Origin of the sequence: Ralstonia sp. AU12-08 (assembly GCF_000442475.1) — a bacterium.
Taxonomy (GTDB): Bacteria; Pseudomonadota; Gammaproteobacteria; order Burkholderiales; family Burkholderiaceae; genus Ralstonia; species Ralstonia insidiosa.
Window position 1 is genome coordinate 446,715 of the sequence record NZ_ASZV01000047.1, and the last position, 24,493, is coordinate 471,207.

Sequence of the window (24,493 nt, forward strand, 5' to 3'; positions counted from 1 at the left end):
TCAGGCGAGGAGGGCGGCAACGAGGTCTGTTGCCCGACCACCCGGCGATTCGAACTTGAGTGACGCCTCGGTGTGCGCCATGTGTTCTTCCATCAGGGCGATGGCGCCTTCGACGTCGCCGCGCTTGGCGGCTTCCAGGAAGGCGGTGTGCTCATCGGACGAGCGCACGGCGTCGTAGGTGGACTGGTACATCATTGTGATGACCGAGCTGCGGGCGGACAGCTCGCGCAGCATTTCCTTGAGCACGCTGTTGCCGACCACGTCGGCCAGCAGCAGGTGGAAGTCGGCCATCAGGCGGTTGCGGCGCGGCACGTCGGCAAGGTTGCCGCTGGCGGCCACGTGGTGTTCTTCGGCCAGGTGTTTTTCCAGGCGCTTGTAATCGGCTGGCGTGGCTTTCGCGATGAACTCGCGCACCAGCGCCACCTCCAGCACGCGGCGCACGGCAAACACCTCGCGCGCCTCGGTCTCGTCCGGCTTGGCCACGAAGGCGCCGCGGTCGGGCTCCATGCGGATCAGCTTGTCCTTGGCCAGCATCAGCAGCGCCGCGCGAATCTTGGTGCGGCTGACGCCGTAGACCTTCGCCAGCGCCTCTTCGCGCAGCTTGGTGCCCGGAGGCAGCCGATGCGCGACGATCGCCTGGGCGATGTCGTCGGCAATGCCTTCGGAGGAGATGTCGGCGGCGGTGGTTTCGGTCATGGTGCCGATTTTACCGCCGTCCGACAGGATGCCGGCTTCAGGCATGTGGCAGGGTGTGCGCTGCGGCGGCCGGGGCGGCATGGCCATGCGCAATCGCCTCGCCTTCTTCGGTGATGTCGATCTTGCCGTCCAGCACCGCATTGGCACGCACGCGGTCGATGTCTTTCTCCCACGCGGCAATCACCACCGTGGCCACGCAGTTGCCGATCAGGTTACCCAGCGCGCGGGCGATCCCGATGAACCAGTCGACAGAGAGCACCAGCACCAGGCCCACGGCCGGAATGGCCGGGATGACCGACAGGGTGGCCGCCAGAATCACGATGGCCGACCCCGGAATGCCGTGCGCGCCCTTGGAGGTGATCAGCGCCACGCCCAGGATCAGCAGCAGATCCTGGAAGGCCAGCGGCGTGTTGGTGGCCTGGGCGATGAACACCGCGGCCAGCGTCAGGTAGATCGAGAACGCATCGAGGTTGAACGAGTAGCCGGTCGGGATCACCAGACCCACCACCGAGCGCTTGATGCCCATCTTTTCCAGCTTGTTCATGATGGACGGCAGCACAGCATCGGACGACGCCGTGCCCAGCACCACCAGCAGTTCGGCACGCAGGAAGCGGATCAGCTTGAAGATGTTGAAACCCGCCACGCGCAGGATCGTGCCCAGCACCACCACCACAAAGATCGCCACGGCCGCATAGAACAGCAGCACCAGGAAGCCGAGCTGCTTGAGCGAGCCCGCGCCGTACTTGCCTACGGTAAAGGCCACCGCACCCAGCACGCCCAGCGGCGCCAGGCGGATGATCACCGCCATCATGCGGAACAGCACATGCGAGAGCTGGTCGATGAACGAAACCAGCGGCTTGGTGCGCTCACCCAGCAGCGACAGCGAGCAGCCGAACAGGATCGACACCAGCAGCACCTGCAGGATGTCGCCCTTCACAAAGCCGCTGACGAAGGTATCCGGGATCAGCTTGAGGAAGAACGCCGCCACGCCGGTCGACTCCACCTGCTTGGCCGTCGTCATGTACGAGGCCATGGCCGCCGGGTCGAGCGTCTTCGGGTCCACATTCATGCCGTGGCCCGGCCCGAACAGATAAGCCAGCGCAATGCCCAGCGCCAGCGCAATCGTCGTGACGACTTCGAAGTAGATGACGGCCTTGCCGCCCACGCGCCCGACCTTCTTCAGTTCGCCCGCGCCGCAGATGCCCACCACCACCACCGAGAACACGATCGGCGCGATCAGCATCTTGATGAGCTTCAGAAAGCCGTCGCCGAGCGGCTGCAGTTTCTGTGCAAATTCAGGCGCCCAGACGCCCAGCGCAATACCGATTGCTAGGGCAATCAAAACCTGCCCGAACAACGGGCGCGTAAAGCGTTGCATGGTGAATCCTCCTTTGGATTTCAGGTGTCTCAAGCCCTGCCCAATCGTCTAATTCGGTCTATTGCGATTGTCGTCACGGCTTTGTTTTTGCTCATCGCACCGCAACAAATTGTTGTCGCGAATTGTTGGGCGGTGACGGCATCATAGGCGATCCAATTTTTGTATGCAATTTTTGAATTCACATGCTAGCATCGGTTCATGCAGTCCCGCGAACCCTTGTGGTTCCGCCATTTACACTGCACTTCCGGTGTTCCCGTCGCCATGGTTTCGAGTGTTCTTACTCGCCGTTTTTGTTCGATGGGCGTGCCGTATAACATCCAGAGACAAACACCAAGGAGTTTCTTCATGGCGCTGCCTACGCTCGATCCCAACGCCCCTGATTTCACCCGCCGCTATCCGAACCTGGCCGATCCGCGCCTGGGTGCCGTGGCCACGTTCGCGACCGACGAATTCTTCGCGCCGAAAGACCGCATGCTCAATCCGGAGCCGGCGGTGTTCATCCCCGGCAAGTACGACGACCACGGCAAGTGGATGGACGGCTGGGAAACGCGCCGTCGCCGCAACGGTGGCTACGACCACTGCATCGTCAAGCTGGCCCGCCCGGGCGTTGTGAAGGGCGTCGATATCGACACCAGCCACTTCACCGGCAACTTCCCGCCGGCTGCGTCCATTGAGGCTGCCTACCTGCCGGACGGCGAGCCGACCGATGCCACGCAGTGGACCGAAATCGTTCCGTCGACCACGCTGCAAGGCAACAGCCACGCCTACGTGGCCGTGACCAACACCGGCGCTTTCACGCACCTGCGCGTGAACATCTTCCCGGACGGCGGCATTGCGCGCCTGCGCGTGTACGGCCAGCCGCAAGTCGACTGGAAGGGCGCTGACCGCACCAAGCTGATCGACCTGGCTGCCATGGAAAACGGCGCCTACGTGGTCGAAGCCAACAACGAACACTTTGGGCCGGCCTCGCGCATGCTGATGCCGGGCCGCGGCGTGAACATGGGCGACGGCTGGGAAACGCGCCGCCGCCGCGAGCCGGGCAACGACTGGTGCGTGATCGCCCTGGCCCACCCGGGCCGCATCCGCAAGATCGAAGTCGACACCGCGCACTTCAAGGGCAACTTTGCCGACCGCGTGTCCATCCAGGCAGCACGCGTGGTGGGCGGCACCGACAGCTCGCTGAAGACGCAAGCGATGTTCTGGCAGACGCTGCTGCCCGAGCAAAAGCTGCAGATGGACCTGCAGCACTACTACGAAGCCGAAATCGCGGATCTGGGTATCGTCACGCACGTGCGTTTCAACATGTTCCCGGACGGCGGCGTGTCGCGCCTGCGTCTGTGGGGGGTACTGGAATGAGCCAAGACACCGCTGCAGTTGCCAACCCTCGCATTGCACTGACCATCGAGCCGCTCACGCGCGAAGCGTTCGCGCCGTTCGGCGACGTGATCGAGCTGGAGGGGTGTAAGCAGTTCCCCATCAACCAGGGCACGACCATCCGCTTTCATGACCTCGCCAACGTGGATGTGGGCGAGGGTGGCCGGGCGCTGATCAGCCTGTTCCGTGGCCAGCCGCGCACGCTGCCGTTCGAGGTGAAGATGCTGGAGCGCCACCCGCGTGGCAGCCAGGCCTTCATCCCGCAGAACGACAAGCCCTACCTGGTGGTCGTGGCGCCGGCCGGTGAGCTGGATCCGTCCAAGCTGCGCGCGTTCGTCTCGCAAGGCTGGCAGGGCGTGAACTATGCGCGCGGCGTGTGGCATCACCCGCTGCTGGCACTGGGCGAGGTGAGCGATTTCCTCGTCGTCGACCGCGGCGGCGAAGGCCACAACTGCGACGAGCAGGACTTGCCGGAATCGGTGTGGTTGACTGCCGAGGCGATGCAAGCCGCGCAGTAAGCCTCCCCTGAATCGGTGACAACTTTGGGCCCCCGCACAACGGGGGCTCAGTCACTTCTAGAACCTACAAGGAGACCATCGACATGACTCAGGCTCAACTCACCACCGCCGGCATCGGCACGGATATCCGTGCGTTTGTCGAGGCCGCACACGGCAGCCAAACCGAGTTCTTGCGCGAGCTGGTGAAGGTGCCGTCGGACAACCCGTCCGGCGACTGCGCGCCGCACGCAGCACGCGCCAAGGCGCTGCTGGAGGTACTGGGCCTGACCGTCGAGGCACATGCCGTGCCGGAGGCGCAGGTGCGTGCTGTCGGCATGGTCAGCGCCACCAATCTGATCGTGCGGCACACGTTCGGCAACGGCGGCCCCACCATCGCCATGAATGCGCACGGCGATGTGGTTCCGCCGGGCCTGGGCTGGACGCACGACCCGTACGGCGGCGAGATCGTCGAGACCGAACACGGCCCCACCATGTTTGGCCGTGGCGTGGCGGTGTCCAAGTCGGATTTCGCGACTTACACGTGGGCCTTGCTCGCGCTGATTGAGGCGGAGAAGCGCGGTGCCAAGCTCAACGGCACGGTCGAACTGCACTTCACGTACGACGAGGAAACCGGCGGCGACATCGGCCCGAAGTGGTTGCTGGACCAGGGCCTCTCCAAGCCCGACTACGCCATCTCGGCGGGGTTTGCGTATGGCATCACCTCGGCGCACAACGGCTGCCTGCACGTGCAGGTAACGGTGCGCGGCAAGCAGGCGCACGCTGCCATGCCGCACACGGGCATCGACGCCATCGAGGCCGCGACACACATCTTGCAGGCCGTGTATGCGTATCGTGCGGAGCTGGCGACACGCAAATCGAGCGTCTCGGGCATTGATCATGCGACGCTGAATGTCGGTTTGATCCAGGGTGGCATCAACACCAACGTGGTGCCGGATCTGGTGACGTTCCGGATCGACCGCCGGATGATTCCCGAAGAGGCTGGGCGCGATGCCGAAGGCGAACTGCGTGCGGTGATTGAGCGTGCAGCGGCGGAGCGGCCGGGGATTGCGGTGTCGGTTGAACGCATTCTGCTGGCCGCGCCGCTGGCTGAACTACCGGGCGTGGAAACGCTGATCGGTGCGCTGCGGCGCAATGCGTTAACGGTATTTAGTGGGGATGTGCCGGTGCATGGTGTGCCGCTGTACACCGATGCGCGACATTACACGGCGCATGGTGTGCCGACGGTGCTGTATGGCGCTGGGCCGCGCACGCTGATGGAAGCACGCGGCCACAACACCGACGAGAACCTGCGCCTCAATGACTTGCGTGGTGCCACGGTGGTGGTGGGTTGTGCCGTGGCGGAATTGCTCGGCGGCGCTTGATCATCACCGTTGCGTCTTGGATAGGGCTGGCGTTTGCCAGCCCTTTTTGCTTTGGGGCGTCAGGGTCAAACTCGACGAACCCCCTCTTAGCGAGAGGCGAAGTCCTCCACCACACCAAGCCATTAAGATGGCACCTCCAAGCACCCGTCAGCCATCTCGACCATGCAGATCTATCACAACCCCCGCTGCTCCAAATCGCGCACCGCGCTTGAACAGGCTGAGGCCTTTGCCGAAAAGCAGGGCGAATCGCTCGAAGTCATCGAGTATCTGAAGACGCCGCCCACGCTGGCCGAGTTGAAGACCCTCGCCAAGCAGCTCGACACCCCGTTGCGCAGCCTGGTGCGTGAAAACGAAGACGAATACGCGCAACTCAACCTGGCCGCCGCCTCAGACGATGCGCTGCTCAAGGCAATTGCAGAACACCCGAAGCTGCTGCAGCGTCCCGTGCTCGTGCGCGATGGCAAGGCCACCATCGGCCGGACGCCGGAAGCGCTCGACGCGTTCCTGAAGTGACGCAAACGCCCACGCCCCAAAGTTGAACGGCCTGCCGATTTCCATCGGACAGGCCGTTCAGGGGTGGCCGTATCGCCTTGCGCGAGGGCCGGGGCTGCGTCCGTCAAGACGCGCAAGGGCACCGGATCATTCCAGGCCCATCCATCGGGCCATTTCTGACCCGAATCCAACTGCCAGCAGGGCAACCAGCACCACTGCCAGCGCCACAGTGGTCGAGACCACCGTGACCTTCATCACTTCCGCGTCGTCGCTCTCGTCGCCGCGGGCACGATGCAGATGCGTGTGCGCGCTCAGCGGGATCGCCTTGGCGGTTGTTTTGCGATGCCAATGCAAGCGCTCCGTCATCGCTCGCAAGTGTTGCGTGTCAAACGCGTCACGGGAAAATCGCATCGCGGCACCTCCCGTCGTTAGCTGATAGCCGACGCCGGCACGCACCGGCGTCGGGGGTACGCGCGGCCCGAAAACGATACGACAAGCAAATGGCGTATGCGAGTGGCTTTGCTTGTCGGCGCCGGGTGGCGCAGTCGTCTGGTCGCCTCGCACAAGCCCAGCGTAGACGCGGGTTTGCGGCGCCGCAAGTTGCGTTGCGTCATGGTGCGTGCATCACGCGGGCAAAACGCAAACGGACTGTGGCTCTTCGCGAAATGCGTGATGTGAGCGGCGCTCAGTCTTGCGCGCTGTGCAGGGCCGTTTGTATTGCCGCGTGCTCGGCTTCTCGCACACGCAGTTCAGCGAGCATGTTGCAGAAGAGGGCGCCTTGCTCCTTCGCATCATCCAGCGCGACATGCGTGTGCGGCAGCGGGTCGTGCCAGTGCTCGGGAAAGGCCGCCTTGACGTTGCGCCGATACGGCAAGCCCGTAAGCGCAAAGGCCAGCGTCTTGATGTCGAGCGCCGCCCAGCCGAACGGCGAGCGCCCGGCAAACCGCATCATGTACCAGAACATGTACGTGAAATCGAACCCCGCCGGAAACGCCACGAACACCGGCTTGCCGGGCAGGCTCTCGACCCATTCCACGTAGCGCGGCAAAGCCACTTCAGGCGCTTCGAGATTCTTGCGACATGCAGCCCAGGCTTCGGGCTGCGTTTGCCACCATTGCATCTGGATTGGGTGCCCCTGTGCACCGGGCAGCGTTTCGAGATTCGCTTCGAACGTGCCGATGAGCGTCTTGTCGGCGAGGTATGCGGCACTCGCAAAGCTCAGCATCGAGTGCGGCCCGGGGATGGGCCCATCGGCTTCGATGTCGGTGCTGACGTAGATCTCGGGCCGTGTGTCAGGCGGCTGGTTGCCGCGCTTGCGGCGGGGTTTGTCTGCTGGGGCCGCAGGCGCGGTATCTGCGAACGTGTCGTTGGTATCGCTGGTGTCGTCGCTCATGACGTGCCTTCGTTGGCAAACAGGCGATCGGCAACGTACGGGTTGGTTGCCCGCTCATCGCCAAAGGTAGAGACCGGCCCGTGGCCCGGCACAAAGGTGACGTCATCGCCCAGCGGCCAGAGCTTGGTGCGGATCGCGTGGATCAGGTCTGCATGGTTGCCGCGCGGGAAATCCGTGCGGCCGATCGAGCCCGCGAACAGCACATCGCCGACGATGGCGATGCGGTCTTCCGCGCTGAAGAACACCACGTGGCCGGGCGTGTGCCCCGGGCAATGGAAGACCTGCAGCGTGCGGCCGGCAGCTTCCACGGTGTCGCCATCGTCAAGCCAGCGGTCCGGCACGAACGCCTTGGCCGGCGGAAAGCCGAAGCGCTGGCTCTGCATCGGGAGCTGGTCGATCCAGAAGGCTTCGTCCTTGTGCGGGCCTTCGATGGGCACGCCGAGTTGCGTGCGCAGGGCATCGGCAGCGGCGCAGTGGTCGACGTGACCGTGCGTGAGCAGGATCTTTTCGATGCGCGCGCCGTGCTGCTGGGCGGCGGCCAGGATGCGTTCGATGTCGCCGCCCGGGTCGGTGACGGCAGCAGCACCATCGTCGCCAATCAGCAGCGTGCAGTTCTGTTCAAACGGCGTAACGGGGACGACAACGACTTTCATGTGGTTTTTTGCGCACTTTCGTGCGAAGACGGAACAAGGCAATTGTAACGGCCCAAGCCCGCGCCAGCATTGGGCTGGCGGGGCGCTCTGTTACATCCGGCGGAAAATATTACAAAGTTCATGCAAGATGCCTGCATGATGCGACCGTTTTAATAGGAAATGTAAATAATCGAGGAGGGCGTGCATGTTAGACTCGCGCCCATGCTCAAGCTTTCCCCCATGTTCTCCAGCCTTCCGGCCGGCCGCACGCTGCGTGCCTGGCTGACGCACGGCACCGCTTTGCTGGTGTTGGCGGGTTGTGCTGCCGTGCCGGGGGAGCCCCCGCAGAATCAGCTCAATGCGGCCAATGCCGACAAGTCAGCAGTGCCTGCGCTGAAGGTGCCGGACGTGCGTGACAACCCGGATGCCTGGGGTGCGTTGTCGTTCCGCAGCGTGCCGGATTCCAGCAGCCTCAAGCTCGACGAGAACGCCAATACCGAACCGGGTCTGCGCGCAGACCTTGGCACGTTCGAGCAGCGCGGCGTCGCATCCTGGTATGGCCGCGGGTTCCACGGTCGCCGCACGGCCAGTGGTGAGCGCTTCGATATGAATGCCTTCACGGTGGCGCACCCGTCGCTGCCGCTGCAGAGTTGGGTGCTGGTGCGCAACCTCTCCAACGACCGCGTAGTCGTGGCCAAGGTGACAGACCGTGGCCCCTACCGTGGCAGGCGCGTCCTCGACGTGTCGTACGCCGCGGCCAAGCGCCTGGATTTCGTCAAGCGTGGTTCAACGCAAGTGGAGATCCGCCGCCTGTCGCGCGCGGAAGTCGAAGCACTGCGCCCGGAACTCACGCAGACCGATCTCGCCAGCAATGATGGCGACGCCGACGTCGGCGCCGACGAGCCGGCACCGCCGAAGAAAAAGGCGACCAAGCGCCGCGCGAAAGCGCGTCGTTAATCCTTCCCGTCGTTTTTCAACGCCAGCGCGCTTTGATACAGCGCGTCGACCGGCGCACCCGTGATCGCCCCCGCCAGCTTGGCAGCGCGCTTGGCGGGCAGTTCGGCCAGCAGCAGGCGCAGCACCTGATCTGCGGCCATGGCCGTCGGGGCCGCGACCTGCGCGCCTGCACCTTCCACCACCAGAACGAATTCGCCCTTGCTGTGCGAGGCATCGGCAGCCAGCCAGGCCGGTGCTTCGGCCGCAGGCAACACGACGATCTGCTCGAACAGCTTCGTTAACTCGCGACCGATGAGCAGGCGCCGCGCCGGCAGATGTTCGGCCAGCGCGGCGAGCGTGGCGTCAATGCGATGCGGCGCCTCATACAGCACCCACGCCGGCTCGTGCGCTGCCCATTGGCGGATGGCCGCATCGCGCTGCCCGGCCTTGGGCGGCAGGAAACCAACGAAGGTGAATTGCCCGCCCGACGTGTCGAGCAATTCGCCGGCGGCGGACAGCGCCGTCACCACCGCGCTCGCGCCCGGCAGCGGAATCACGCGCTGCCCGGCTGCGCGCACGGCCTCGACGATGCGTGAGCCGGGGTCGGAGACGCCCGGCGTGCCCGCATCCGACACGTAGGCGATGCGCTCGCCCTGCGCCAGACGCGCGACGATGCGTGCTGCAGCCTCGCGCTCGTTGTGCTCGTGGGCTGCCAGCATCGGCCGCGACAGCCCCAGGCGATTGAGCAGTTGCCCGGTGTTGCGCGTGTCCTCGCAGGCCACCGCATCGACCATGCCGAGCACATACCGCGCCCGCAGCGACACGTCGGCGGCGTTCCCGATGGGGGTGGCCACCACATATAATGCGCCGGCGGGATAGTGCTGGTCGTGCGCCAGCAGGGTCCAGTCAGGATCACTCACAAGAACTTCTCTCAGTCACTTGGTTCAAACCGCAAAGCCCATCACCGCAGTCACCGGCGAAGCCGGCGAAGACCGCGCGCTGCGTTACTTGCAGGCGCGCGGTTTGTCGGTGGTCACCCGCAATTATCGCTGCAAGGGCGGCGAGATTGATCTGGTGATGCGCGATGCAGCTGGCGCGTTGATCTTCGTGGAGGTGCGCGCCCGCGTGGCGCGGTCCACGCAGCGCTTTGGTGGTGCGGCCGCGAGTGTCACGCCCGCCAAACAGCGTCGCCTGATTGCCGCGGCCGAAGATTTTCTCGCGCGACAGGCTGATGTGCCCGCCTGCCGTTTTGACGTCATCGCCATCGACGGCGCGCGTATCGAATGGATGCGCGATGCCTTTGGCGCTGAAGCATGAACTTTGCTCTTCCTCTTTCCGGACTTCATTCAAGGACAGCATGAAACTCTCGTCGCCTACGTCTGCCCGTGCCAAGCGCATCGTCGTGCTGGCCGCCCTGGCGGGTATCACCGCCACGCAGTTGACCGCCTGCTTCCCGCTGTTTGCCGGTGCCGTGGCCGGCGGCGTTGCAATGGCCACCGACCGTCGCCCGACCGCTACCCAGACCATCGACCGCGGCCTGCAGTTGGAAGCCGAGAACACGCTGATCTCGCGCTACGACGGCCGTGCCCACGTGAACGTGACGGTCTACAACCGCAAGGTGCTGCTGACCGGTGAAGCCGGTACCGAGGCGACCAAGCAGGAGATCGGCCAGTACGCGCAGAAGCTGGAGAACGCGCGTGAGGTCGTCAACGAGCTCGTGGTGACGCCGGAGTCGAGCACGTTCGGCTCGCGCACCAACGACACGTACATCACCACCAAGGTGAAGAGCGTGCTGGCTGGCACGGAAGGTGTGCCCTGGAATTCCATCAAGGTGACCACCGAAGCCCAGACCGTCTTCCTGCTGGGCGTGGTGACCGAGGCCGAGGGCAACAAAGCCACCGAAGCCGTGCGCACCGTGGGCGGCGTCAAAAAAGTCGTGAAGGTGTTCGACTACGTGACCGAGGAAGAGCGCAAACGCCTGGATACGAACGCATCGTCGAGCAATCCGCAGGTCGCGCCGGGTACGCCGGCCCCGGTGCAGCAGGGCACGCCGACGGCAACGCAGGCACCGGCACCGGTCACCTCGGCCTCGCCGGGCGTGACGGTGTCGCCCACCACCTCGCCGGCACTGCCGCCGGGCAAGCAACTGCCCTGAGGCCCATCGGCGCATCACAAAAAACGCAGCCACCGCGCTGCGTTTTTTTGTTGTCCGCGCGCACGGCACATGGCAAGGCGGGCGTGTTAGCGTATGACGCTTCCGTGACTTCGCTGCCCCCCATGCCCGTCGCTCACCGACTTGCTGTCGCCGCTTTGCTTGCGGCGCTGTCTTCGGCTCACGCCGTCCAAGCGGCCGATCGCCCGCCCACCAACGCGCAGGCCCGTACCTGGGCTGCATCGTGCGCGAGCTGCCATCACGCGGATACGGCACCCGGCACCAAGTCGGCTGCGCAGACGCTGCCCTCGCTGGCCGGCCGCTCGCAGGCTGAATTGATCGACACGCTGCAGGCGTTCCGCAACGGCACGCGCCCGTCCACGGTCATGGGCCAGCTTGCGCGTGGTTATGACGACGCGCAGATCGCCGCGATTGCCGGCTGGCTGTCGCGCCAACCGCAGGAGGCGCCATGAACCCGACCCTGCGCAAAGACCGGCGCACCGTACTGCGCGCACTTGGGGCGACTGCCTTGGCCGGGCCGCTGGCCGCATGCGCTTCGCTCTCGGGCACGCGCAATGCGCGCGTCGTCGTGGTTGGCGGCGGCTACGGCGGTGCGACAGCAGCGAAGTATGTGCGTGTGTTCTCCGGCAACCATGTCGACGTGACGCTGGTCGAGCCCAATGCCGCATTCGTGTCGTGCCCGTTGTCGAACCTCGTGCTGTCGGGTGACCGTGATCTGGCCTCGATCACCGTACCGTACGACGCGCTGGTCGAGCGCCATGGCGTGCGCTGGGTGCGCGACCGTGCCGCGGCCATCGACATCGACGCGAAGCAGGTGCGCCTGGCCGGCGGCGGCACGCTGGACTACGACCGGCTGATCCTCTCGCCCGGCATCGATTTCGTGCCGGGGGCGATTCCTGGTCTGGCCAACGCGGCCACTGCTGCGCAGGCACCGCACGCGTGGAAGGCCGGCACACAGACGCTCGCGCTGCGCCACCTGCTCGAAGCCATGCCCAACGGCGGCACGGTGGCCATCAGCATTCCGCTGGCGCCGTACCGCTGCCCGCCCGCGCCGTACGAGCGCGCCTGCCTGATCGCCAACTGGCTGCAGCGCGCCAAGCCGGACTCGCGTGTACTCATTCTTGATGCCAACGACGATGTGACCTCCAAGGGCGCGCTGTTCAAGCGCGTGTGGGCGGAGCGTTATCCACAGCACATCGAATATCGACCGCAATACAACGCGGTCGACATCGACGCCACCGGCCGTGTGCTCAAGTTCGATGTACAGGACGATGTGCAGGCGGATGTGGTCAACCTCATCCCGCCGCAGCGCGCCGGGGCCATTGCCGTGCATGCCGGGCTGGCGACCGCCAACGGGCGCTGGTGCGAAGTCGATTTCCTGTCATTCGAGTCAAAGGTGGCGCCGGGCGTACACGTGATCGGCGATGCCATCCAGACCGCGCCGCTGATGCCCAAATCCGGCCACATGGCCAACCAGCACGGCAAGGTGGCCGCCGCCGCCGTGGTGGCCATGCTGGCCGGCCACGCGCCCGACACGTCGCCGCTGTACGCCAACACCTGCTACAGCTTCATCGCCCCCGACGAAGCGATGCACGTGGCCACCGTGCACCGCTACGACCCGGCCGAGCGCACCATGGTGACGGTGCAAGGCGCGGGCGGGCTGTCGGATGGCCCCTCCGTGGCGGAGGGCAAACTGGCGCAGGGCTGGAGCCGGGCGATCTGGTCGGACATGCTCGGCTAGGCGCAAACAATGCGCAAGATTGTGCAAGTCGCGTAGGCGGCCCGCGCCTACAGTGCGTCATAGGGCCGCGCGGGCGGCCGCTGACCGTCTGAGCATTCCGATCATCATGTCTCCCAAGGATCTGCTGCTGGCCCTGACCGTTGTGCTGGTGTGGGGCGTCAACTTCGTCGTCATCAAGGTGGGCCTGCACGGCGTGCCGCCCATGCTGCTGGGTGCGCTGCGCTTTGCGCTGGTCGCCTTCCCGGCGGTGCTGTTCGTGCCGCGCCCGAAGATTCCGCTCAAATGGCTGCTCGCCTATGGCGCCACTATCAGCCTTGGGCAGTTCGCCTTTCTGTTCTCGGCCATGTATGTGGGCATGCCGGCGGGGCTGGCCTCGCTGGTGCTGCAGTCGCAGGCGTTCTTTACGCTGACGATCGCCGCGCTGGTGCTGCGCGAGCCGATCCGCTGGTTCCACCTGGCCGGCATGGCCGTTGCCGCGTGCGGGCTGGCGATCATCGGCATGGCCGGCGGTGCCGTGACGACCGGCATGACCACGGCCGGCTTCCTGCTGACGCTGTGTGCAGCGTTCTCGTGGGCCAGCGGCAATATCGTCACCAAGCGGATCGGCAAAGTGAACGTGGTGAGCCTGGTGATCTGGGGCGCGGTGATTCCGCCCATTCCGTTCCTGCTGCTGTCGTACTGGATGGAGGGGCCGGAGCAGATTGTCCATAGCCTGACGAACATCGGCTGGTCCAGCATTGGCGCGATCGTCTACCTGGCCTTTGGCGCCACCATCTTCGGCTACAGCCTGTGGAGCCGCCTGCTGGGCCGATACGCGGCCAGCCAGGTCGCGCCGCTCACGCTGCTGGTGCCGGTGGTCGGGCTGATCTCGGCCGCCGTGCTGCTGGGCGAGCGGCTGGTGCCGGCGCAGTGGCTGGGCGGCGCGGTGGTGATGGCCGGCCTGCTGCTCAACGTATTCGGCGGCCGGCTGGCAGCACGGCGGGCGATGGCCTGAGCGTCGACGCCCTGCCGAACAGGCGCCCGGGCCGTAAGGTTCCGGGCGCTTTGCTTTTGGGGCGACGCGGGATTTGGCCCACTTCGGGCACAATATCGGGTCCGATTTCGATCATTGCGACCATTGGCCCGCACACGCATGCGGGCAGGCCCATCCTCTGGAGACCACATGAAGTTCGCCCCCACGCTCGCCGCGGCTGCGGTGCTGGCCGGCCTGGCGCTGTCCGCCACGCCTGCGCTGGCCGCCGTCGACGCTGCCCGCGCCCAGACCATCGCCAACCAGAACGCCTGCATGGGCTGCCATGCAGTGGACCGCAAGCTCGTCGGCCCGGCCTACAAGGATGTCGCCGCCAAGTACAAAGGCGATGCAGGGGCCGAAGCCAAGCTCATCAAGAAGGTGCGCGAAGGCGGCATGGGCAACTGGGGCCAGATTCCGATGCCGGCCAACCCGAAGATCGCCGATGCGGATCTGAAGACCGTGATCGACTGGGTGCTCGCGGGCGCCCCAGCCAAGTGAGCGAGGACAGGGTAATGACCGATTCCGTGAACCTCTCCCGCCGAGACGTGCTGCGCGCAGGTGCCATGATGGCGCTGCTGGTGTCCGCCGGCCTCGCCACCCCGGCACAGGCCGCCGAGTGGAACAAGACTGCCTTCGCCATCAAGGGCGTGAACGACGTGCTCAAGCAACTGGGCGGCGGCGCTGTCGACAAGGGCGGCGCTGGTATCCAGCTCACCGCGCCGGACATCGCCGAAAACGGCGCCGTGGTGCCGCTGGTGGTGACCAGCACGCTGCCAGGCACGGACCTGATCGCCATCCTGGTGGAAAAGAACCCGAACACGCTGGCCGCCACGTTTGCCATTCCGGCCGGCACCGATCCGTTCGTGAGCACGCGTGTGAAGATGGGGGAGACCTCGATGGTCTACGCCGCCGTGCGTGCCAACGGCAAGTGGGTGCTGGCGAGCAAGGAAGTGAAGGTCACCCTTGGTGGCTGCGGCGGTTAAGAATCAGGACAAGGAGCACACCATGGCAGACCCGATGCGCATTCGCGCAATGGAAAACGGCGGCACGACCGACGTGAAGATCCTGATGAAGCACGACATGGAAACCGGTCAGCGCAAGGACGCATCCGGCAAGATCGTGCCGGCCTGGCACATCACCAACGTGACTGTGCAGCACAACGGCAAGACGGTGCTGGACGGGCAGTTCGGCCCCGCCGTGTCGAAGGATCCGTTCCTCAATTTCAAGTTCAAGGGCGGCGCCAAGGGCGACAAGGTGACGGTCACGTGGGTCGACAACCACGGCGACAAGCGCACCGACGAGACTGCAATCCAATAACGCTTTTCAGGAGGCTGCCATGCGACGCAGTTTCTTCCGTGTGACCGCTGCGCTGGCAGCGTTGGGCGTGGCAGGCAAGGCCGCCGCGCAGACCGCACCCCGTGCCGGCGGCGCTGGTGCCCGCTACAAGGTGGTGTACCAACTGAGCGAAGGCATCGACCAGGCCGTGCGCGCGATCGGCAACCTTCGTAACCACCTCAACGGCGCACCCGGCACGAAGATCGTGGTGGTGGCGCTGGGGCACGGCATCGAATTCCTGGTCGAAGGGGCCAAGGACGCACAGGGCCGCCCGTTCGATGCACCCGTCGCCGCGCTGGCCAGCATGGGCGTGGAGTTTCGCGTGTGCCACAACTCGCTGATGGCCTTCAAGGTGCCGGAAGACAAGCTGCTGCTCGAAGCCAAGGTGGTGCCCGCCGGCGTGGTGGAAATCACCCGCTTGCAGCAGGAAGAAGGCTTCGCCTATCTCAAGCCGTAGGCGCTCCATGGACTGTAGGCGACCCACGGAGGGGACCATGAAACGCACCAAACGAATCGTCGCGCTGGCCGCGGCGCTGGCGGCCGGCATTGCCCTGGTGGCCAATGCGCAGGACGCCAAGGACCAGAAAGACCAGAAGGACAGCGTCGCCGCAGGCATCGCGCAGTACCGCGAGATGCTGGCCGACGGCAACCCGGCCGAACTCTGGGAAGCCGCTGGCGAAGAACTCTGGAAGAAGCCCGCCGGCCCGAAGCAGGCCTCGCTCGAAGCGTGCGACCTGGGCCTGGGCCCCGGCGTCGTGAAGGGCGCGTACGCCAAGCTGCCGCGCTTCTTCAAGGACACCGGCCGCGTGATGGACGCCGAACAGCGCCTCATGTATTGCCGCATGACGCTGCAGGGGCTGACGAAGGAAGAGGCGTCGGCCAACCCGTTCTCGTCGCCGGGCAAGCCGTCGGACATTGAACGGTTGATGGCATATATCACCTCGGAATCGCGCGGCGCGGCCATTGATATTCCGCTCGCGCATCCCGAAGAAAAGCGCACGTACGAACTCGGCCGCCGCATGTTCTTCTATCGCGGCGGCGCATATGACTTTGCCTGCGCCACGTGCCATGCCCAGCCGGGTCAGCGCATCCGCCTGCAGGAATTGCCCGACTTGCTGACCGCCGATGGCGCGCGCTTTGCGTATTCGACATGGCCCGGCTACCGCGTCTCGCAAGGCGAGGTGCGCACGATGCAGCACCGCCTGTACGACTGCCTGCGCCAGCAGCGCTTTCCGGAGCCGCTCTATGGCAGCGAGGTGATCACCGCGCTGGAGCTGTTCCTCGCCCGCAACGCCAACGGCGGCAAGATGGACGCGCCGTCGATCAAACGATGAGGCCACGCATGTTCCGACTGACCCCCATCGTTCTGACCGCGCTGGCACTCGCTGCCGGCACCGCGCACGCGGCGGATGCCATCACGCCGCCCAAGCCCGACGCGAAGGCTGACGCCGCGCTCACCAAGATCATCCACGAGAGCTTTGTCTCCAAGGGCCCAGCCACCGTGGAAGGCGTGACCGAACGCGACGACGTGCAGAAAATCTGCAGCCAGTACGCCGATCGCAACACAGTGCCCGCCGCCGTCGCCAAGAAACTCGAAGACGCGCAGACGAAGACCATCCACTACCCCGCTGACAACAAGTGGCTGGGTGACTGGAAGGAAGGCGAGAAGACCGCGCAGAGCGGCCGCGGCATGCAGTTCTCCGACCCCGCTGGCGGGGCCAACGGTGCCAATTGCTATGCGTGCCATCGCCTGTCGAAAGACGAGGTGTCGTACGGCACCATCGGCCCGTCGCTGTACCAGTACGGCAAGCTGCGTGGAGATTCGGAGGCGATCCTGCGCTACACGTGGGGCAAGATCTACAACTCCAACGCGTATGCCGCGTGCTCCAACATGCCGCGCTTCGGGCACAAGGGCATCCTCACTGAGCAGCAGATCCGCGATGTGATGGCGCTGTTGTTTGACCCGGCCTCGCCCGTGAATCAATAACGCCATGCACGCCATTCGACGGTTCGTGATGTGGGCGGCAGCGGCGATGGTGTTTGCTGCCGTGCAGTTTGCTAATCATGCACAGGCCGTCGAAGTGGGCGACGTGGTGACGATGCCCGAACTGCAATTGCTCGACGGCACGCGCGTGCCGGGCAATGCATGGCGCGGGCATCCGGTCATCATCGCCACGTGGGCATCGTGGTGCCCGTTCTGCGCGCTGCAGAACCCGCGTCTGCAGAAGCTGTATGACGCCACGCGCGGTACCGACCTGCGCATCCTCACCATCAGCATCGACGCCAACCCGCAACTCGCGAAGGATTACGTCGCCAAGCGCGGCTTCACCTTCCCGGTGACGATGGAAACTGACGCGCTGTGCGCCGCCACCGGCCCGCGCAAGGGTTTGCCGGAACTGCTCGTGCTCGACGCCAAGGGGCGCGTGGTGCGCAAGGAAGTCGGCGAGATGCTCGAAGACGATGTGGCCGACCTCGCACGCTACGCGCACAACAACAAGCAATGAACCGTCGCGAATTCGTTCAAGCCCTGGCGATTGCCGCAGCCGCCGGCCTGCGCCTGACCGATGCCCATGCCGATACGTTGAGCTACGACGTACCACGCTTCGGCAACGTTCACCTGCTGCACTTCACCGACTGCCACGCGCAGTTGCTGCCCATCGAATACCGCGAGCCCAACATGAACCTGGGCGTAGCGCAATGGGCCGGGCAACCGCCGCATCTGGTTGGGCACGCGCTGCTCAAGCGTTACGGCATCGCGCCCGGTACACGTGCCGCGCATGCCTTTACTTCGCTTAATTTCAACGAAGCTGCGCGCCGCTACGGCCGCATGGGCGGCTTCGCGCATTTGGCCACGCTCATCAAGCGCCTGCGTGCCACGCGCCCGAACGCGCTGCTGCTCGATGGCGGCGACACGTGGCAGGGCTCGGCTACCGCGCTGTGGACGAATGGCCAGGACATGGTCGACGCGGCCCTCGCACTCGGTGTCGACGTCATGACCCCGCACTGGGAGATGACCTACGGCGCCGACCGCGTGCGCCATGTCGTCGACCACGATTTCAAGAACAAGGTCGCCTTCGTCGCGCAGAACATCCAGACCGCCGACTTTGGCGACCCGGTGTTCGATCCGTACGTGCTGCGCGAGCTGAACGGCGTACCGGTCGCCATCATCGGCCAGGCGTTCCCCTACACGCCGATCGCGCATCCGGCCGATTTCACGCCGGACTGGACCTTCGGCATCCAGGAGGAACGGCTGCAGAAGATGATCGACGAGGCGCGCGGCAAGGGCGCCAAGGTGGTCGTCCTGCTGTCGCACAACGGCATGGATGTCGACCTGAAGCTCGCCTCGCGCGTGCGCGGGTTGGATGCCATCCTCGGCGGCCACACGCACGATGCGGTGCCGGCGCCGGTCAAGGTCAGCAACCCGGGCGGCGTGACGCTCGTCACCAACGCAGGCGCCAACGGCAAGTTCGTCGGTGTGCTCGATATGGACGTGCGCGGCGGTACGGTGCAGGACATCCGCTACACGCTGCTGCCCGTGTTCGCCGATCTGCTGCCGCCCGACCCGGCCATGACCGCGCTCATCGAGCGCGTGCGTGCGCCTTACCAAGACAAGCTCGGCGAAACGCTGGCCGTCAACCGTGGCCTGTTGTACCGGCGCGGCAACTTCAACGGCACGTTCGACCAGCTCATCGTCGATGGCCTGATGCACGCGCAGGGCGCGGAGATCGCCTTCTCGCCCGGCTTCCGCTGGGGCACCACGCTGCTGCCCGGCGAAGCGCTGACGATGGAGGCGCTGATGGCCCAGACCGCCATCACGTACCCCGCCACCACGCTCACCGAGATGACGGGCACCACCATCAAGACCGTGCTCGAAGACGTGGCCGACAACCTCTTCAACCCCGACCCGTACTACCAGCAGGGCGGCGACATGGTGCGCACCGGCGGCCTGCGCTACACCATCGACCCGATGAAGCCGATGGGCCAGCGCATCACCGACATGCGCCTGGGAGACAAACCACTCGACGCCGACCGCCGCTACAAGGTGGCCGGCTGGGCCGCAGTGTCGCCCGAAGCCCGCAAGGCCGGCGGCCGCCCGGTGTGGGACGTGCTGGCCGACTGGCTGCGCGACCAGCGCGAAGTGACCGCGCGGCCGCTGAATACGCCGCGCATTGTCGGCATGGCGGACAACCCCGGCATGGAAGCAGGGCCGGGTTGACCCGCGATTGAAGGCGCGCCGGGACTTCGGGTAGACTTATTTTTCACGGGCCGATAGCTCAGCTGGGAGAGCGCCGCGTTCGCAATGCGGAGGTCGGGAGTTCGATCCTCCTTCGGTCCACCAAGAACAATTCCAAAGCAGCCTTAGGAAGTCCGGCGAACCCCGTAGATTCAATGTCTGCGGGGTTTTTTGTTGCCGATTGATTCCAGGGAAGCCCATTGACTTCCGGGGGCACAAGGGGGCATCTTTGGGGGCATATCGGGTTCGCCGATGACCTGATGCCCCCAGGAGGCACAAATGCCGCTGACCGACGCCGCAGTACGGAATGCTGTCCCGCGCGACAAGCCATACCGGCTTGCAGATAGCGCTGGTCTCTACTTGGAAGTTTCACCTGCTGGCGGGAAATACTGGCGTTTCAAGTATCGGTTCGGCGGCAAAGAGAAACGCTTGGCCCTGGGCGTCTATCCGGCGGTTGGGTTGAAAGAGGCGCGCGTGCGCCGGGACGCCGCCCGCAAGCTGCTGGCAGACGGCATCGACCCGAGCGCGCATCGTAAGGTTCAGAAGGCTGCAACGGTCGAACGTGCGTCAAACAGTTTCGAAACCGTTGCCCGTGAATGGTTCTGCAAGCAGGCGCCGGCCTGGGCGGCGAGTCATGCAGACAAGATCATGCAGCGGCTCGAAAAGAACGTCTTCCCCTGGCTGGGCGGACGCCCGATTGCCGAGATTACTGCACCCGAACTGCTGACGGTGCTCCGTCGGATCGAGGGGCGCGGGGCATTAGACACCGCACATCGGGCGCACCAGAATTGCGGGCAAATTTTCCGCTACGCCGTAGCGACCGGGCGGGCTGAGCGCGACCCCTCCGGCGATCTGCGCGGCGCGTTGCAACCTTCCAAACACGAGAACTTCGCCGCCATTACCGATCCGGCTAAGGTGGGTGAGTTGCTGCGAGCCATCGACGCGTTCAAGGGCACGTTCGTTGTTCGCTGCGCTCTCCTGTTGGCACCATTGTTGTTTGTGCGGCCGGGAGAACTGCGGAAAGCGGAATGGGATGGGTTTGACCTGGACCGGGCCGAGTGGCGCTATTTCGTTACCAAAACCAAGACCGAGCACGCTGTCCCGTTGGCTTCGCAAGCGGTCGCCGTTCTGCGGGAATTGGCCGACCTAACGGGAGGCGGCCGCTATGTATTTCCCGGGCGTGATCCGAAAAAGTCGATGAGCGAAGCCGCAGTCAACGCCGCGCTACGGCGCATGGGCTACGACACCAAAACCGAGATGACCGGCCATGGCTTCCGCGCGATGGCAAGGACGATCCTGCATGAAGAGTTGCACATCAAGCCCGAAGTCATCGAGCACCAGCTTGCCCACAAGGTGCCCGACGCGTTGGGTACGGCCTACAACCGCACCCGGTTCATTAAGGAACGGCGGGAAATGATGCAGCGCTGGGCGGACTACCTGGATGAGCTGAAGGCGGGGGCTAAGGTGTTGCCATTCAAGGATTCTGCCGCGTAGGCGTGGCCGCCTCCTTTGCGGCATCAGCCAAGAGCGGCGGGAACGCTATGTAGTGTGGTCATTCGCATTGCCTGTAATGGCGCAGCGGTGCCGGCCCAGCAGGCCGTCTCAACGCAGTCAGCTCCCCTTGCAGCACCGGCACAGCGCCAACCCGTTCCCATGGTGCAGCAGCCCACGGCACCACCAGCCGCGCCCCCGGCTGGCGTCAACAAATGCGTAGTCAACGGACAGACGGTCTATACGGAGGCGCCGTGCGGACAGGCAATGCGTGCGCTTGCCGGTAACACTCCTGCTCAACCTATCGGCAATGCCCGCCAGCGTGAGATGGAAGAGGCTGCGGCAGCAGCGAAGCGGACCGAAGAGCAGCTTGCGCGTCAGTGGGATCAACGCATGGCGCAGCGAGATCGAGACCTAGCGGCCGAGCAGATCGCTCTTCAGCAGCAGGTCAGTGCCGTCAATGCGGAGTGCGCGCGCCTTAAGGCAGATCGAGACGGTATTTTGCGGCTGTCTGTTACGACGCAGCAGATGTCTCCGTGGCGGGACAACTTGAATTACATCCGCAAGCGGATGAATGAGTTGCACTGCTGAGGCGCCGCACAGCGAAAAGATAGCGTATGGGCAGGATTCTTGATGTTGTCGTGAAGGAACTGACCTTTTGAGCCTGCTTGATGCACCTATGCGGAACGCATGAATTGGCCAGGCACAAATCCATCGATGATGCCTTCGGCCATCTTCGCAGCCGCACGTTTTGCCGTCCCGATGCTCTCCCATTGGGTCGTCAGCAGCGGGAAGATTCGGGAACGCTCGGTATCTGGTGGCTCACCTTCCTGGCAGATCAACACGGAGGCGCTGTAAGCCCGATCCGGGCGCCGCTCATGCCATTCACGAGGCGTATCAAACAGGTAGATCAGGGGATAAACATCGAACCCCTTGTAGCTGCAAGTCGGATAGGCGTCCACAGCAATCTCCGTTGAAAGGCGTGCCCCACTGTACGCTCTTTCCGCTTGCTCGATTGAACTATCCTCGAACAAGCGAGTGCGGACGAAGCGGCCTTTGTGCGCTACGTGATCCCGCCGGTCTGAGATCTCCTTCCCAAGGCTGTGCGTGCATGTCGAGGGTATGGTCACCTTGCGCAGTTTTTGCGTGGAGACTTTCTCGGACGACTTGCCCGATGGCCAGGCGGCAAAAGGCTTCAACGCTGTGCGCAACTGTGGGTGGCACATCGGGCGTGCTTGCCAACAGCCTGAAGGACCGTCTTCCTTCACCCACGAAACTGGTGAATTGCACACAGTTCGGGTGTCCATCGGTGCAAAAGCCAACCGTGATGGAATACGCCACGCCTTTTGCCCCTCCAGGTAGTGTGCAGAGAAAGCTCGTCTTGTCAGACGCGTGCGTCATCTTGTTTCCGGACGGGTCATGCACTCAATACTCCTCTCTAACGCAATATCAGAATCGGCGTGGCCACGAACGGGGGAAATGCATTGCGCCCTTTACAGCAGCGCTACAGACTCGCCCGCCACCAGGCCATTGATGACGTCTTCGCCAAACTTCAGCGCTCCCCGCCGCGCGGTGCCAACGTTTTCCCAAACGGCAAGCGTCACGCGAAAAACGCGCGAGTGCTCGGTTCCAGGTCGATGACCCTCTCGGCAGATCATCACAGACGCGTTGAACGTGCGATCGGGGCGCTTTCGCGGCCATGACTGGACCGTCTCGGTCCTGTACACCAATGGATACAGGTCAAAACCTTTGTACGTGGCTGACGGGTTTGCATTCATGAATGACTCCGGCCGATGGTGGGCATGACTGACACCCCGGCAGGGCGCCGGCAGTGGTTTTGAATGGCAATCCCGTTGATTGGCCCGGGCGGCTATGCATCCATTCCCAGATGGTCGACGGTGATCACGAGCGCCCGATCTCCCGGGTCTACCTGAGCATGCACGCCAAGGTGCGCCCGCAGAAAACGGTCAAGCATGCGCTGCAGCTCACAAAGGTCTTGCCGATCTGCGTGCATCAACTGATGCATGACATCGTGCGTGAATGCGATCGTCAGCGTTCTCACACGCCAGATGCGGCTGTCGAACTCAGGTACCTGCCAGTTTGCCGTGAGCACACTGGGATCGGTGTTCCAGGTCCGCACATCCTGCCCGGTAATTTCATCCAACACCGGCTTGGTAAATGCGACAAGATCGAGCATCACGGATCTCCACGACTTACATCGCGAGTAGGAGCACTAGCAGGCAACTTCCGTGTGCGGAACTGGCGAGGATGACAGGGGGCAGGGCGCGATCAGCGAGAGAGGCGCGACCGCGCGCGGTGATCACAAGTGCGGGTAAAAATGCTTTCGTACCAACGGATGCGTGATCCGGCGCACCGTGGGTCGGTGTTCCACTGTACTCCCATATGTGCACTGCGGCGTCATCATCTTTTGGAGTACCTCACGACGTGTCGTTCGAGCGCAGTCGTGGCGCAAGTCAAAGCAACAGGCAAAGGTGCAGTCTGCTTCAACCCGACAGTCAGCGTGTGCCGTATGTCGAACGTGAACACGGTGATGTGCGGAGGGCGAAAAAAAACCCCGCGTGGCGGGGTTTTTTCTTGGCGGGCGAGATCGCTCAGATCACTTGAATCTTGGTCGCAGCCGGGCCTTTTTGGCCAGCACCGGACACAAAGCTCACTTTCTGACCTTCTTGAAGCGACTTGAACCCATTACCCTGAACCTCAGAGAAATGAGCAAACAGATCGTTGCCGCCTGCGTCAGGGGTGATGAAGCCGAAGCCCTTGGAGTCGTTGAACCACTTTACGATACCGGTTTCCATGTTGGATTCCTTAAACGTTCTGGATAAGCCCATGCTTACCAGGCATGACGATCAAGGAAGGAACAAAGAGAAAAAGGTGTCGCTTGGCGTGACAACCCAAAACATCGGAGTAACTGCTTGAAAAGCCTGCGGCGCAAGTTCTACCAGCATCGCAAGTCATTGTCAACAAAAAAGCCATCAATCTCGAAATAGCGCATGAATGTGGTTGCGACCGCGCTCTGCCGCCGCACCACGTTGCTCATGCACCGCAGCCGTTGTAAATCAAGGAAGGCTCGCATGGAGGCAGCGGTTGCGGGAAGCTGTTACCATGCGCAACCTCTGCCCGCTTTTCGAATCGATCGGGCTCGGATACCGGCCATACGACACAACATAGCGCCGGCCACCCTCGGGCGTACACCCGGATCATCTTGGGCCACGCAGCCCATCACCTACCTGACCGGCGGTTTATCCGCTCCGTATGCGGCACGCATGTACTAGGCGCGCCAGCCTACGCAAGTACGGTCACTCGTTGCCAATCGCTTGCGCCATGCATTTGTGTGCATGATCCAAAGGCATTGGCCCCACCCATCGTGGCGTAGCTCATCTGCAGGAAGCGGCTTGCTCAGGCGCTCCATGCCTGCCATCTGCCTTCGCCCGAAACCTAGCAGTGTATTGAACCAAGTCCTTTCCCCCTACACGGTGTCCGTGTACCCAATTGAACAAGAACCCGGCATCTGGTTTGCCACCTATCTCATCAGTGAGTACAGCGATGGTGTGGAACGCATCCTCGCCAACGTCTCGATGCGCCACAACGTACATGGTACGGAGGCACTCGCAAGACATGCGGCCCGGCTTGCAGGAAGAGCAGCCATCGCACGTCTGGCGCCTCGCGACAAGAACTGAACCATGCAAGCCGCCTCGGGCGGCTTTTC

The 24,493-nt window shown here is 64.1% G+C and carries 31 protein-coding genes and 1 tRNA gene; 22 read left to right on the top strand and 10 right to left on the bottom strand.

Annotated elements, in window-relative coordinates; translation table 11 throughout:
• Both C404_RS54210 and C404_RS54215 read right to left on the bottom strand, forming a co-directional pair.
• On the bottom strand, nt 1-696 hold the full coding sequence (locus C404_RS54210; RefSeq protein ID WP_031330086.1) for a GntR family transcriptional regulator: 696 nt from the start codon (nt 694-696) through the stop codon (nt 1-3).
• A 37-nt stretch (nt 697-733) separates the two neighbouring features.
• Nucleotides 734-2,074, bottom strand: coding sequence for a C4-dicarboxylate transporter DctA (locus tag C404_RS54215; protein ID WP_021197207.1), 1,341 nt, complete (start codon nt 2,072-2,074; stop codon nt 734-736).
• Nucleotides 2,075-2,419: 345 nt separating this feature from the next.
• On the opposite strand from C404_RS54215, the gene alc reads away from it, so the two are divergent.
• From alc to arsC, 4 genes are all read left to right on the top strand, one after another.
• A complete protein-coding gene (alc, locus tag C404_RS54220; RefSeq protein ID WP_021197208.1) occupies nt 2,420-3,430 on the top strand; it encodes an allantoicase in 1,011 nt (336 codons plus the stop codon).
• Entirely contained in the window at nt 3,427-3,966 is a 540-nt protein-coding gene (locus tag C404_RS54225) for an ureidoglycolate lyase (RefSeq protein ID WP_021197209.1), read from the top strand. Before alc ends, C404_RS54225 begins: the two co-directional genes overlap by 4 nt.
• A gap of 83 nt (nt 3,967-4,049) precedes the next feature.
• Nucleotides 4,050-5,327, top strand: coding sequence for a M20/M25/M40 family metallo-hydrolase (locus C404_RS54230; RefSeq protein WP_021197210.1), 1,278 nt, complete (start codon nt 4,050-4,052; stop codon nt 5,325-5,327).
• A gap of 162 nt (nt 5,328-5,489) precedes the next feature.
• Nucleotides 5,490-5,840 (top strand): arsenate reductase (glutaredoxin), encoded by a 351-nt coding sequence (gene arsC, locus C404_RS54235; protein WP_021197211.1) that lies wholly within the window; start codon nt 5,490-5,492, stop codon nt 5,838-5,840.
• Between the two features lie 126 nt (nt 5,841-5,966).
• On the opposite strand, the gene C404_RS54240 is transcribed toward arsC, so the two are convergent.
• The 3 genes from C404_RS54240 to C404_RS54250 form a co-directional block, all read right to left on the bottom strand.
• Nucleotides 5,967-6,230, bottom strand: a complete 264-nt coding sequence (locus tag C404_RS54240; RefSeq protein WP_031330087.1) for a hypothetical protein — start codon at nt 6,228-6,230, stop codon at nt 5,967-5,969.
• A 274-nt stretch (nt 6,231-6,504) separates the two neighbouring features.
• Nucleotides 6,505-7,212, bottom strand: coding sequence for an exonuclease (locus C404_RS54245; protein ID WP_021197213.1), 708 nt, complete (start codon nt 7,210-7,212; stop codon nt 6,505-6,507).
• Nucleotides 7,209-7,865 (bottom strand): MBL fold metallo-hydrolase, encoded by a 657-nt coding sequence (locus C404_RS54250; protein ID WP_021197214.1) that lies wholly within the window; start codon nt 7,863-7,865, stop codon nt 7,209-7,211. The genes C404_RS54245 and C404_RS54250 overlap by 4 nt, the downstream gene beginning before the upstream one ends.
• A 201-nt stretch (nt 7,866-8,066) precedes the next feature.
• Here C404_RS54250 and C404_RS54255 point away from each other — a divergent pair, with 201 nt between their 5' ends.
• Entirely contained in the window at nt 8,067-8,801 is a 735-nt protein-coding gene (locus C404_RS54255) for a septal ring lytic transglycosylase RlpA family protein (protein ID WP_021197215.1), read from the top strand.
• Here C404_RS54255 and rsmI read toward each other — a convergent pair.
• Entirely contained in the window at nt 8,798-9,700 is a 903-nt protein-coding gene (gene rsmI, locus C404_RS54260; RefSeq protein WP_021197216.1) for a 16S rRNA (cytidine(1402)-2'-O)-methyltransferase, read from the bottom strand. The two genes, C404_RS54255 and rsmI, sit on opposite strands and share 4 nt — an antisense overlap.
• A 19-nt stretch (nt 9,701-9,719) precedes the next feature.
• Between rsmI and C404_RS54265 the strand changes: the two genes are divergently transcribed.
• From C404_RS54265 to C404_RS54340, 16 genes are all read left to right on the top strand, one after another.
• Nucleotides 9,720-10,097, top strand: coding sequence for a YraN family protein (locus C404_RS54265; RefSeq protein WP_021197217.1), 378 nt, complete (start codon nt 9,720-9,722; stop codon nt 10,095-10,097).
• 40 nt (nt 10,098-10,137) lie between these two features.
• Nucleotides 10,138-10,935: a BON domain-containing protein gene (locus C404_RS54270; RefSeq protein ID WP_021197218.1), complete on the top strand. Its 798-nt coding sequence runs from the start codon at nt 10,138-10,140 to the stop codon at nt 10,933-10,935.
• A 122-nt stretch (nt 10,936-11,057) separates the two neighbouring features.
• Complete coding sequence (locus C404_RS54275) at nt 11,058-11,405, top strand: c-type cytochrome (RefSeq protein WP_031330088.1); 348 nt, start codon at nt 11,058-11,060, stop codon at nt 11,403-11,405.
• The gene (locus tag C404_RS54280) at nt 11,402-12,694 is read left to right on the top strand and encodes an NAD(P)/FAD-dependent oxidoreductase (RefSeq protein ID WP_021197220.1); all 1,293 of its coding nucleotides are present in this window, start codon (nt 11,402-11,404) and stop codon (nt 12,692-12,694) included. Before C404_RS54275 ends, C404_RS54280 begins: the two co-directional genes overlap by 4 nt.
• A gap of 106 nt (nt 12,695-12,800) precedes the next feature.
• Nucleotides 12,801-13,688: an EamA family transporter gene (locus C404_RS54285; RefSeq protein WP_021197221.1), complete on the top strand. Its 888-nt coding sequence runs from the start codon at nt 12,801-12,803 to the stop codon at nt 13,686-13,688.
• 168 nt (nt 13,689-13,856) lie between these two features.
• The gene (locus C404_RS54290) at nt 13,857-14,204 is read left to right on the top strand and encodes a c-type cytochrome (protein WP_021197222.1); all 348 of its coding nucleotides are present in this window, start codon (nt 13,857-13,859) and stop codon (nt 14,202-14,204) included.
• A gap of 14 nt (nt 14,205-14,218) precedes the next feature.
• Entirely contained in the window at nt 14,219-14,689 is a 471-nt protein-coding gene (soxY, locus tag C404_RS54295) for a thiosulfate oxidation carrier protein SoxY (protein WP_021197223.1), read from the top strand.
• 22 nt (nt 14,690-14,711) lie between these two features.
• The gene (soxZ, locus tag C404_RS54300) at nt 14,712-15,023 is read left to right on the top strand and encodes a thiosulfate oxidation carrier complex protein SoxZ (RefSeq protein WP_021197224.1); all 312 of its coding nucleotides are present in this window, start codon (nt 14,712-14,714) and stop codon (nt 15,021-15,023) included.
• Nucleotides 15,024-15,042: 19 nt separating this feature from the next.
• Nucleotides 15,043-15,498 carry a DsrE family protein gene (locus C404_RS54305; protein WP_021197225.1) on the top strand — a complete coding sequence of 152 codons (456 nt, stop codon included), beginning with the start codon at nt 15,043-15,045 and terminating at the stop codon, nt 15,496-15,498.
• A 37-nt stretch (nt 15,499-15,535) separates the two neighbouring features.
• Nucleotides 15,536-16,375 carry a sulfur oxidation c-type cytochrome SoxA gene (soxA, locus tag C404_RS54310; protein WP_021197226.1) on the top strand — a complete coding sequence of 280 codons (840 nt, stop codon included), beginning with the start codon at nt 15,536-15,538 and terminating at the stop codon, nt 16,373-16,375.
• A gap of 8 nt (nt 16,376-16,383) precedes the next feature.
• Nucleotides 16,384-17,028: a sulfur oxidation c-type cytochrome SoxX gene (gene soxX / locus C404_RS54315; RefSeq protein WP_021197227.1), complete on the top strand. Its 645-nt coding sequence runs from the start codon at nt 16,384-16,386 to the stop codon at nt 17,026-17,028.
• Nucleotides 17,029-17,032: 4 nt separating this feature from the next.
• Nucleotides 17,033-17,545 carry a TlpA disulfide reductase family protein gene (locus tag C404_RS54320; RefSeq protein WP_021197228.1) on the top strand — a complete coding sequence of 171 codons (513 nt, stop codon included), beginning with the start codon at nt 17,033-17,035 and terminating at the stop codon, nt 17,543-17,545.
• Entirely contained in the window at nt 17,542-19,257 is a 1,716-nt protein-coding gene (gene soxB, locus C404_RS54325) for a thiosulfohydrolase SoxB (RefSeq protein ID WP_021197229.1), read from the top strand. The genes C404_RS54320 and soxB overlap by 4 nt, the downstream gene beginning before the upstream one ends.
• 47 nt (nt 19,258-19,304) lie before the next feature.
• Nucleotides 19,305-19,380 (top strand) — tRNA-Ala (locus C404_RS54330).
• 174 nt (nt 19,381-19,554) lie between these two features.
• Nucleotides 19,555-20,769, top strand: coding sequence for a tyrosine-type recombinase/integrase (locus C404_RS54335; RefSeq protein ID WP_021197230.1), 1,215 nt, complete (start codon nt 19,555-19,557; stop codon nt 20,767-20,769).
• A 264-nt stretch (nt 20,770-21,033) separates the two neighbouring features.
• The gene (locus C404_RS54340; RefSeq protein ID WP_232317422.1) at nt 21,034-21,357 is read left to right on the top strand and encodes a hypothetical protein; all 324 of its coding nucleotides are present in this window, start codon (nt 21,034-21,036) and stop codon (nt 21,355-21,357) included.
• Nucleotides 21,358-21,443: 86 nt separating this feature from the next.
• Here the strand turns inward: C404_RS54340 and C404_RS0130430 are convergent, their stop codons facing one another.
• The 4 genes from C404_RS0130430 to C404_RS54355 form a co-directional block, all read right to left on the bottom strand.
• Nucleotides 21,444-21,728 (bottom strand): hypothetical protein, encoded by a 285-nt coding sequence (locus C404_RS0130430; protein WP_031330091.1) that lies wholly within the window; start codon nt 21,726-21,728, stop codon nt 21,444-21,446.
• A gap of 531 nt (nt 21,729-22,259) precedes the next feature.
• Nucleotides 22,260-22,544, bottom strand: coding sequence for a hypothetical protein (locus tag C404_RS54345; RefSeq protein WP_021197233.1), 285 nt, complete (start codon nt 22,542-22,544; stop codon nt 22,260-22,262).
• Between the two features lie 92 nt (nt 22,545-22,636).
• Nucleotides 22,637-22,963, bottom strand: a complete 327-nt coding sequence (locus C404_RS54350; RefSeq protein WP_021197234.1) for a hypothetical protein — start codon at nt 22,961-22,963, stop codon at nt 22,637-22,639.
• A 415-nt stretch (nt 22,964-23,378) separates the two neighbouring features.
• Nucleotides 23,379-23,582 carry a cold-shock protein gene (locus tag C404_RS54355; protein ID WP_021197235.1) on the bottom strand — a complete coding sequence of 68 codons (204 nt, stop codon included), beginning with the start codon at nt 23,580-23,582 and terminating at the stop codon, nt 23,379-23,381.
• Between the two features lie 651 nt (nt 23,583-24,233).
• On the opposite strand from C404_RS54355, the gene C404_RS59625 reads away from it, so the two are divergent.
• Complete coding sequence (locus C404_RS59625; protein WP_080981257.1) at nt 24,234-24,464, top strand: isochorismatase; 231 nt, start codon at nt 24,234-24,236, stop codon at nt 24,462-24,464.
• Nucleotides 24,465-24,493 lie beyond the last annotated feature (29 nt).

Coding starts and splice junctions, on each gene's coding strand:
- C404_RS54210 (WP_031330086.1), bottom strand. CDS start 696: ATGACCGAAACCACCGCCGCCGACATCTCCTCCGAAGGCATTGCCGAC.
- C404_RS54215 (WP_021197207.1), bottom strand. CDS start 2,074: ATGCAACGCTTTACGCGCCCGTTGTTCGGGCAGGTTTTGATTGCCCTA.
- alc (WP_021197208.1), top strand. CDS start 2,420: ATGGCGCTGCCTACGCTCGATCCCAACGCCCCTGATTTCACCCGCCGC.
- C404_RS54225 (WP_021197209.1), top strand. CDS start 3,427: ATGAGCCAAGACACCGCTGCAGTTGCCAACCCTCGCATTGCACTGACC.
- C404_RS54230 (WP_021197210.1), top strand. CDS start 4,050: ATGACTCAGGCTCAACTCACCACCGCCGGCATCGGCACGGATATCCGT.
- arsC (WP_021197211.1), top strand. CDS start 5,490: ATGCAGATCTATCACAACCCCCGCTGCTCCAAATCGCGCACCGCGCTT.
- C404_RS54240 (WP_031330087.1), bottom strand. CDS start 6,230: ATGCGATTTTCCCGTGACGCGTTTGACACGCAACACTTGCGAGCGATG.
- C404_RS54245 (WP_021197213.1), bottom strand. CDS start 7,212: ATGAGCGACGACACCAGCGATACCAACGACACGTTCGCAGATACCGCG.
- C404_RS54250 (WP_021197214.1), bottom strand. CDS start 7,865: ATGAAAGTCGTTGTCGTCCCCGTTACGCCGTTTGAACAGAACTGCACG.
- C404_RS54255 (WP_021197215.1), top strand. CDS start 8,067: ATGCTCAAGCTTTCCCCCATGTTCTCCAGCCTTCCGGCCGGCCGCACG.
- C404_RS54270 (WP_021197218.1), top strand. CDS start 10,138: ATGAAACTCTCGTCGCCTACGTCTGCCCGTGCCAAGCGCATCGTCGTG.
- C404_RS54275 (WP_031330088.1), top strand. CDS start 11,058: ATGCCCGTCGCTCACCGACTTGCTGTCGCCGCTTTGCTTGCGGCGCTG.
- C404_RS54280 (WP_021197220.1), top strand. CDS start 11,402: ATGAACCCGACCCTGCGCAAAGACCGGCGCACCGTACTGCGCGCACTT.
- C404_RS54285 (WP_021197221.1), top strand. CDS start 12,801: ATGTCTCCCAAGGATCTGCTGCTGGCCCTGACCGTTGTGCTGGTGTGG.
- C404_RS54290 (WP_021197222.1), top strand. CDS start 13,857: ATGAAGTTCGCCCCCACGCTCGCCGCGGCTGCGGTGCTGGCCGGCCTG.
- soxY (WP_021197223.1), top strand. CDS start 14,219: ATGACCGATTCCGTGAACCTCTCCCGCCGAGACGTGCTGCGCGCAGGT.
- soxZ (WP_021197224.1), top strand. CDS start 14,712: ATGGCAGACCCGATGCGCATTCGCGCAATGGAAAACGGCGGCACGACC.
- C404_RS54305 (WP_021197225.1), top strand. CDS start 15,043: ATGCGACGCAGTTTCTTCCGTGTGACCGCTGCGCTGGCAGCGTTGGGC.
- soxA (WP_021197226.1), top strand. CDS start 15,536: ATGAAACGCACCAAACGAATCGTCGCGCTGGCCGCGGCGCTGGCGGCC.
- soxX (WP_021197227.1), top strand. CDS start 16,384: ATGTTCCGACTGACCCCCATCGTTCTGACCGCGCTGGCACTCGCTGCC.
- C404_RS54320 (WP_021197228.1), top strand. CDS start 17,033: ATGCACGCCATTCGACGGTTCGTGATGTGGGCGGCAGCGGCGATGGTG.
- soxB (WP_021197229.1), top strand. CDS start 17,542: ATGAACCGTCGCGAATTCGTTCAAGCCCTGGCGATTGCCGCAGCCGCC.
- C404_RS54335 (WP_021197230.1), top strand. CDS start 19,555: ATGCCGCTGACCGACGCCGCAGTACGGAATGCTGTCCCGCGCGACAAG.
- C404_RS54340 (WP_232317422.1), top strand. CDS start 21,034: ATGCGTGCGCTTGCCGGTAACACTCCTGCTCAACCTATCGGCAATGCC.
- C404_RS54345 (WP_021197233.1), bottom strand. CDS start 22,544: ATGAATGCAAACCCGTCAGCCACGTACAAAGGTTTTGACCTGTATCCA.
- C404_RS54350 (WP_021197234.1), bottom strand. CDS start 22,963: ATGCTCGATCTTGTCGCATTTACCAAGCCGGTGTTGGATGAAATTACC.
- C404_RS54355 (WP_021197235.1), bottom strand. CDS start 23,582: ATGGAAACCGGTATCGTAAAGTGGTTCAACGACTCCAAGGGCTTCGGC.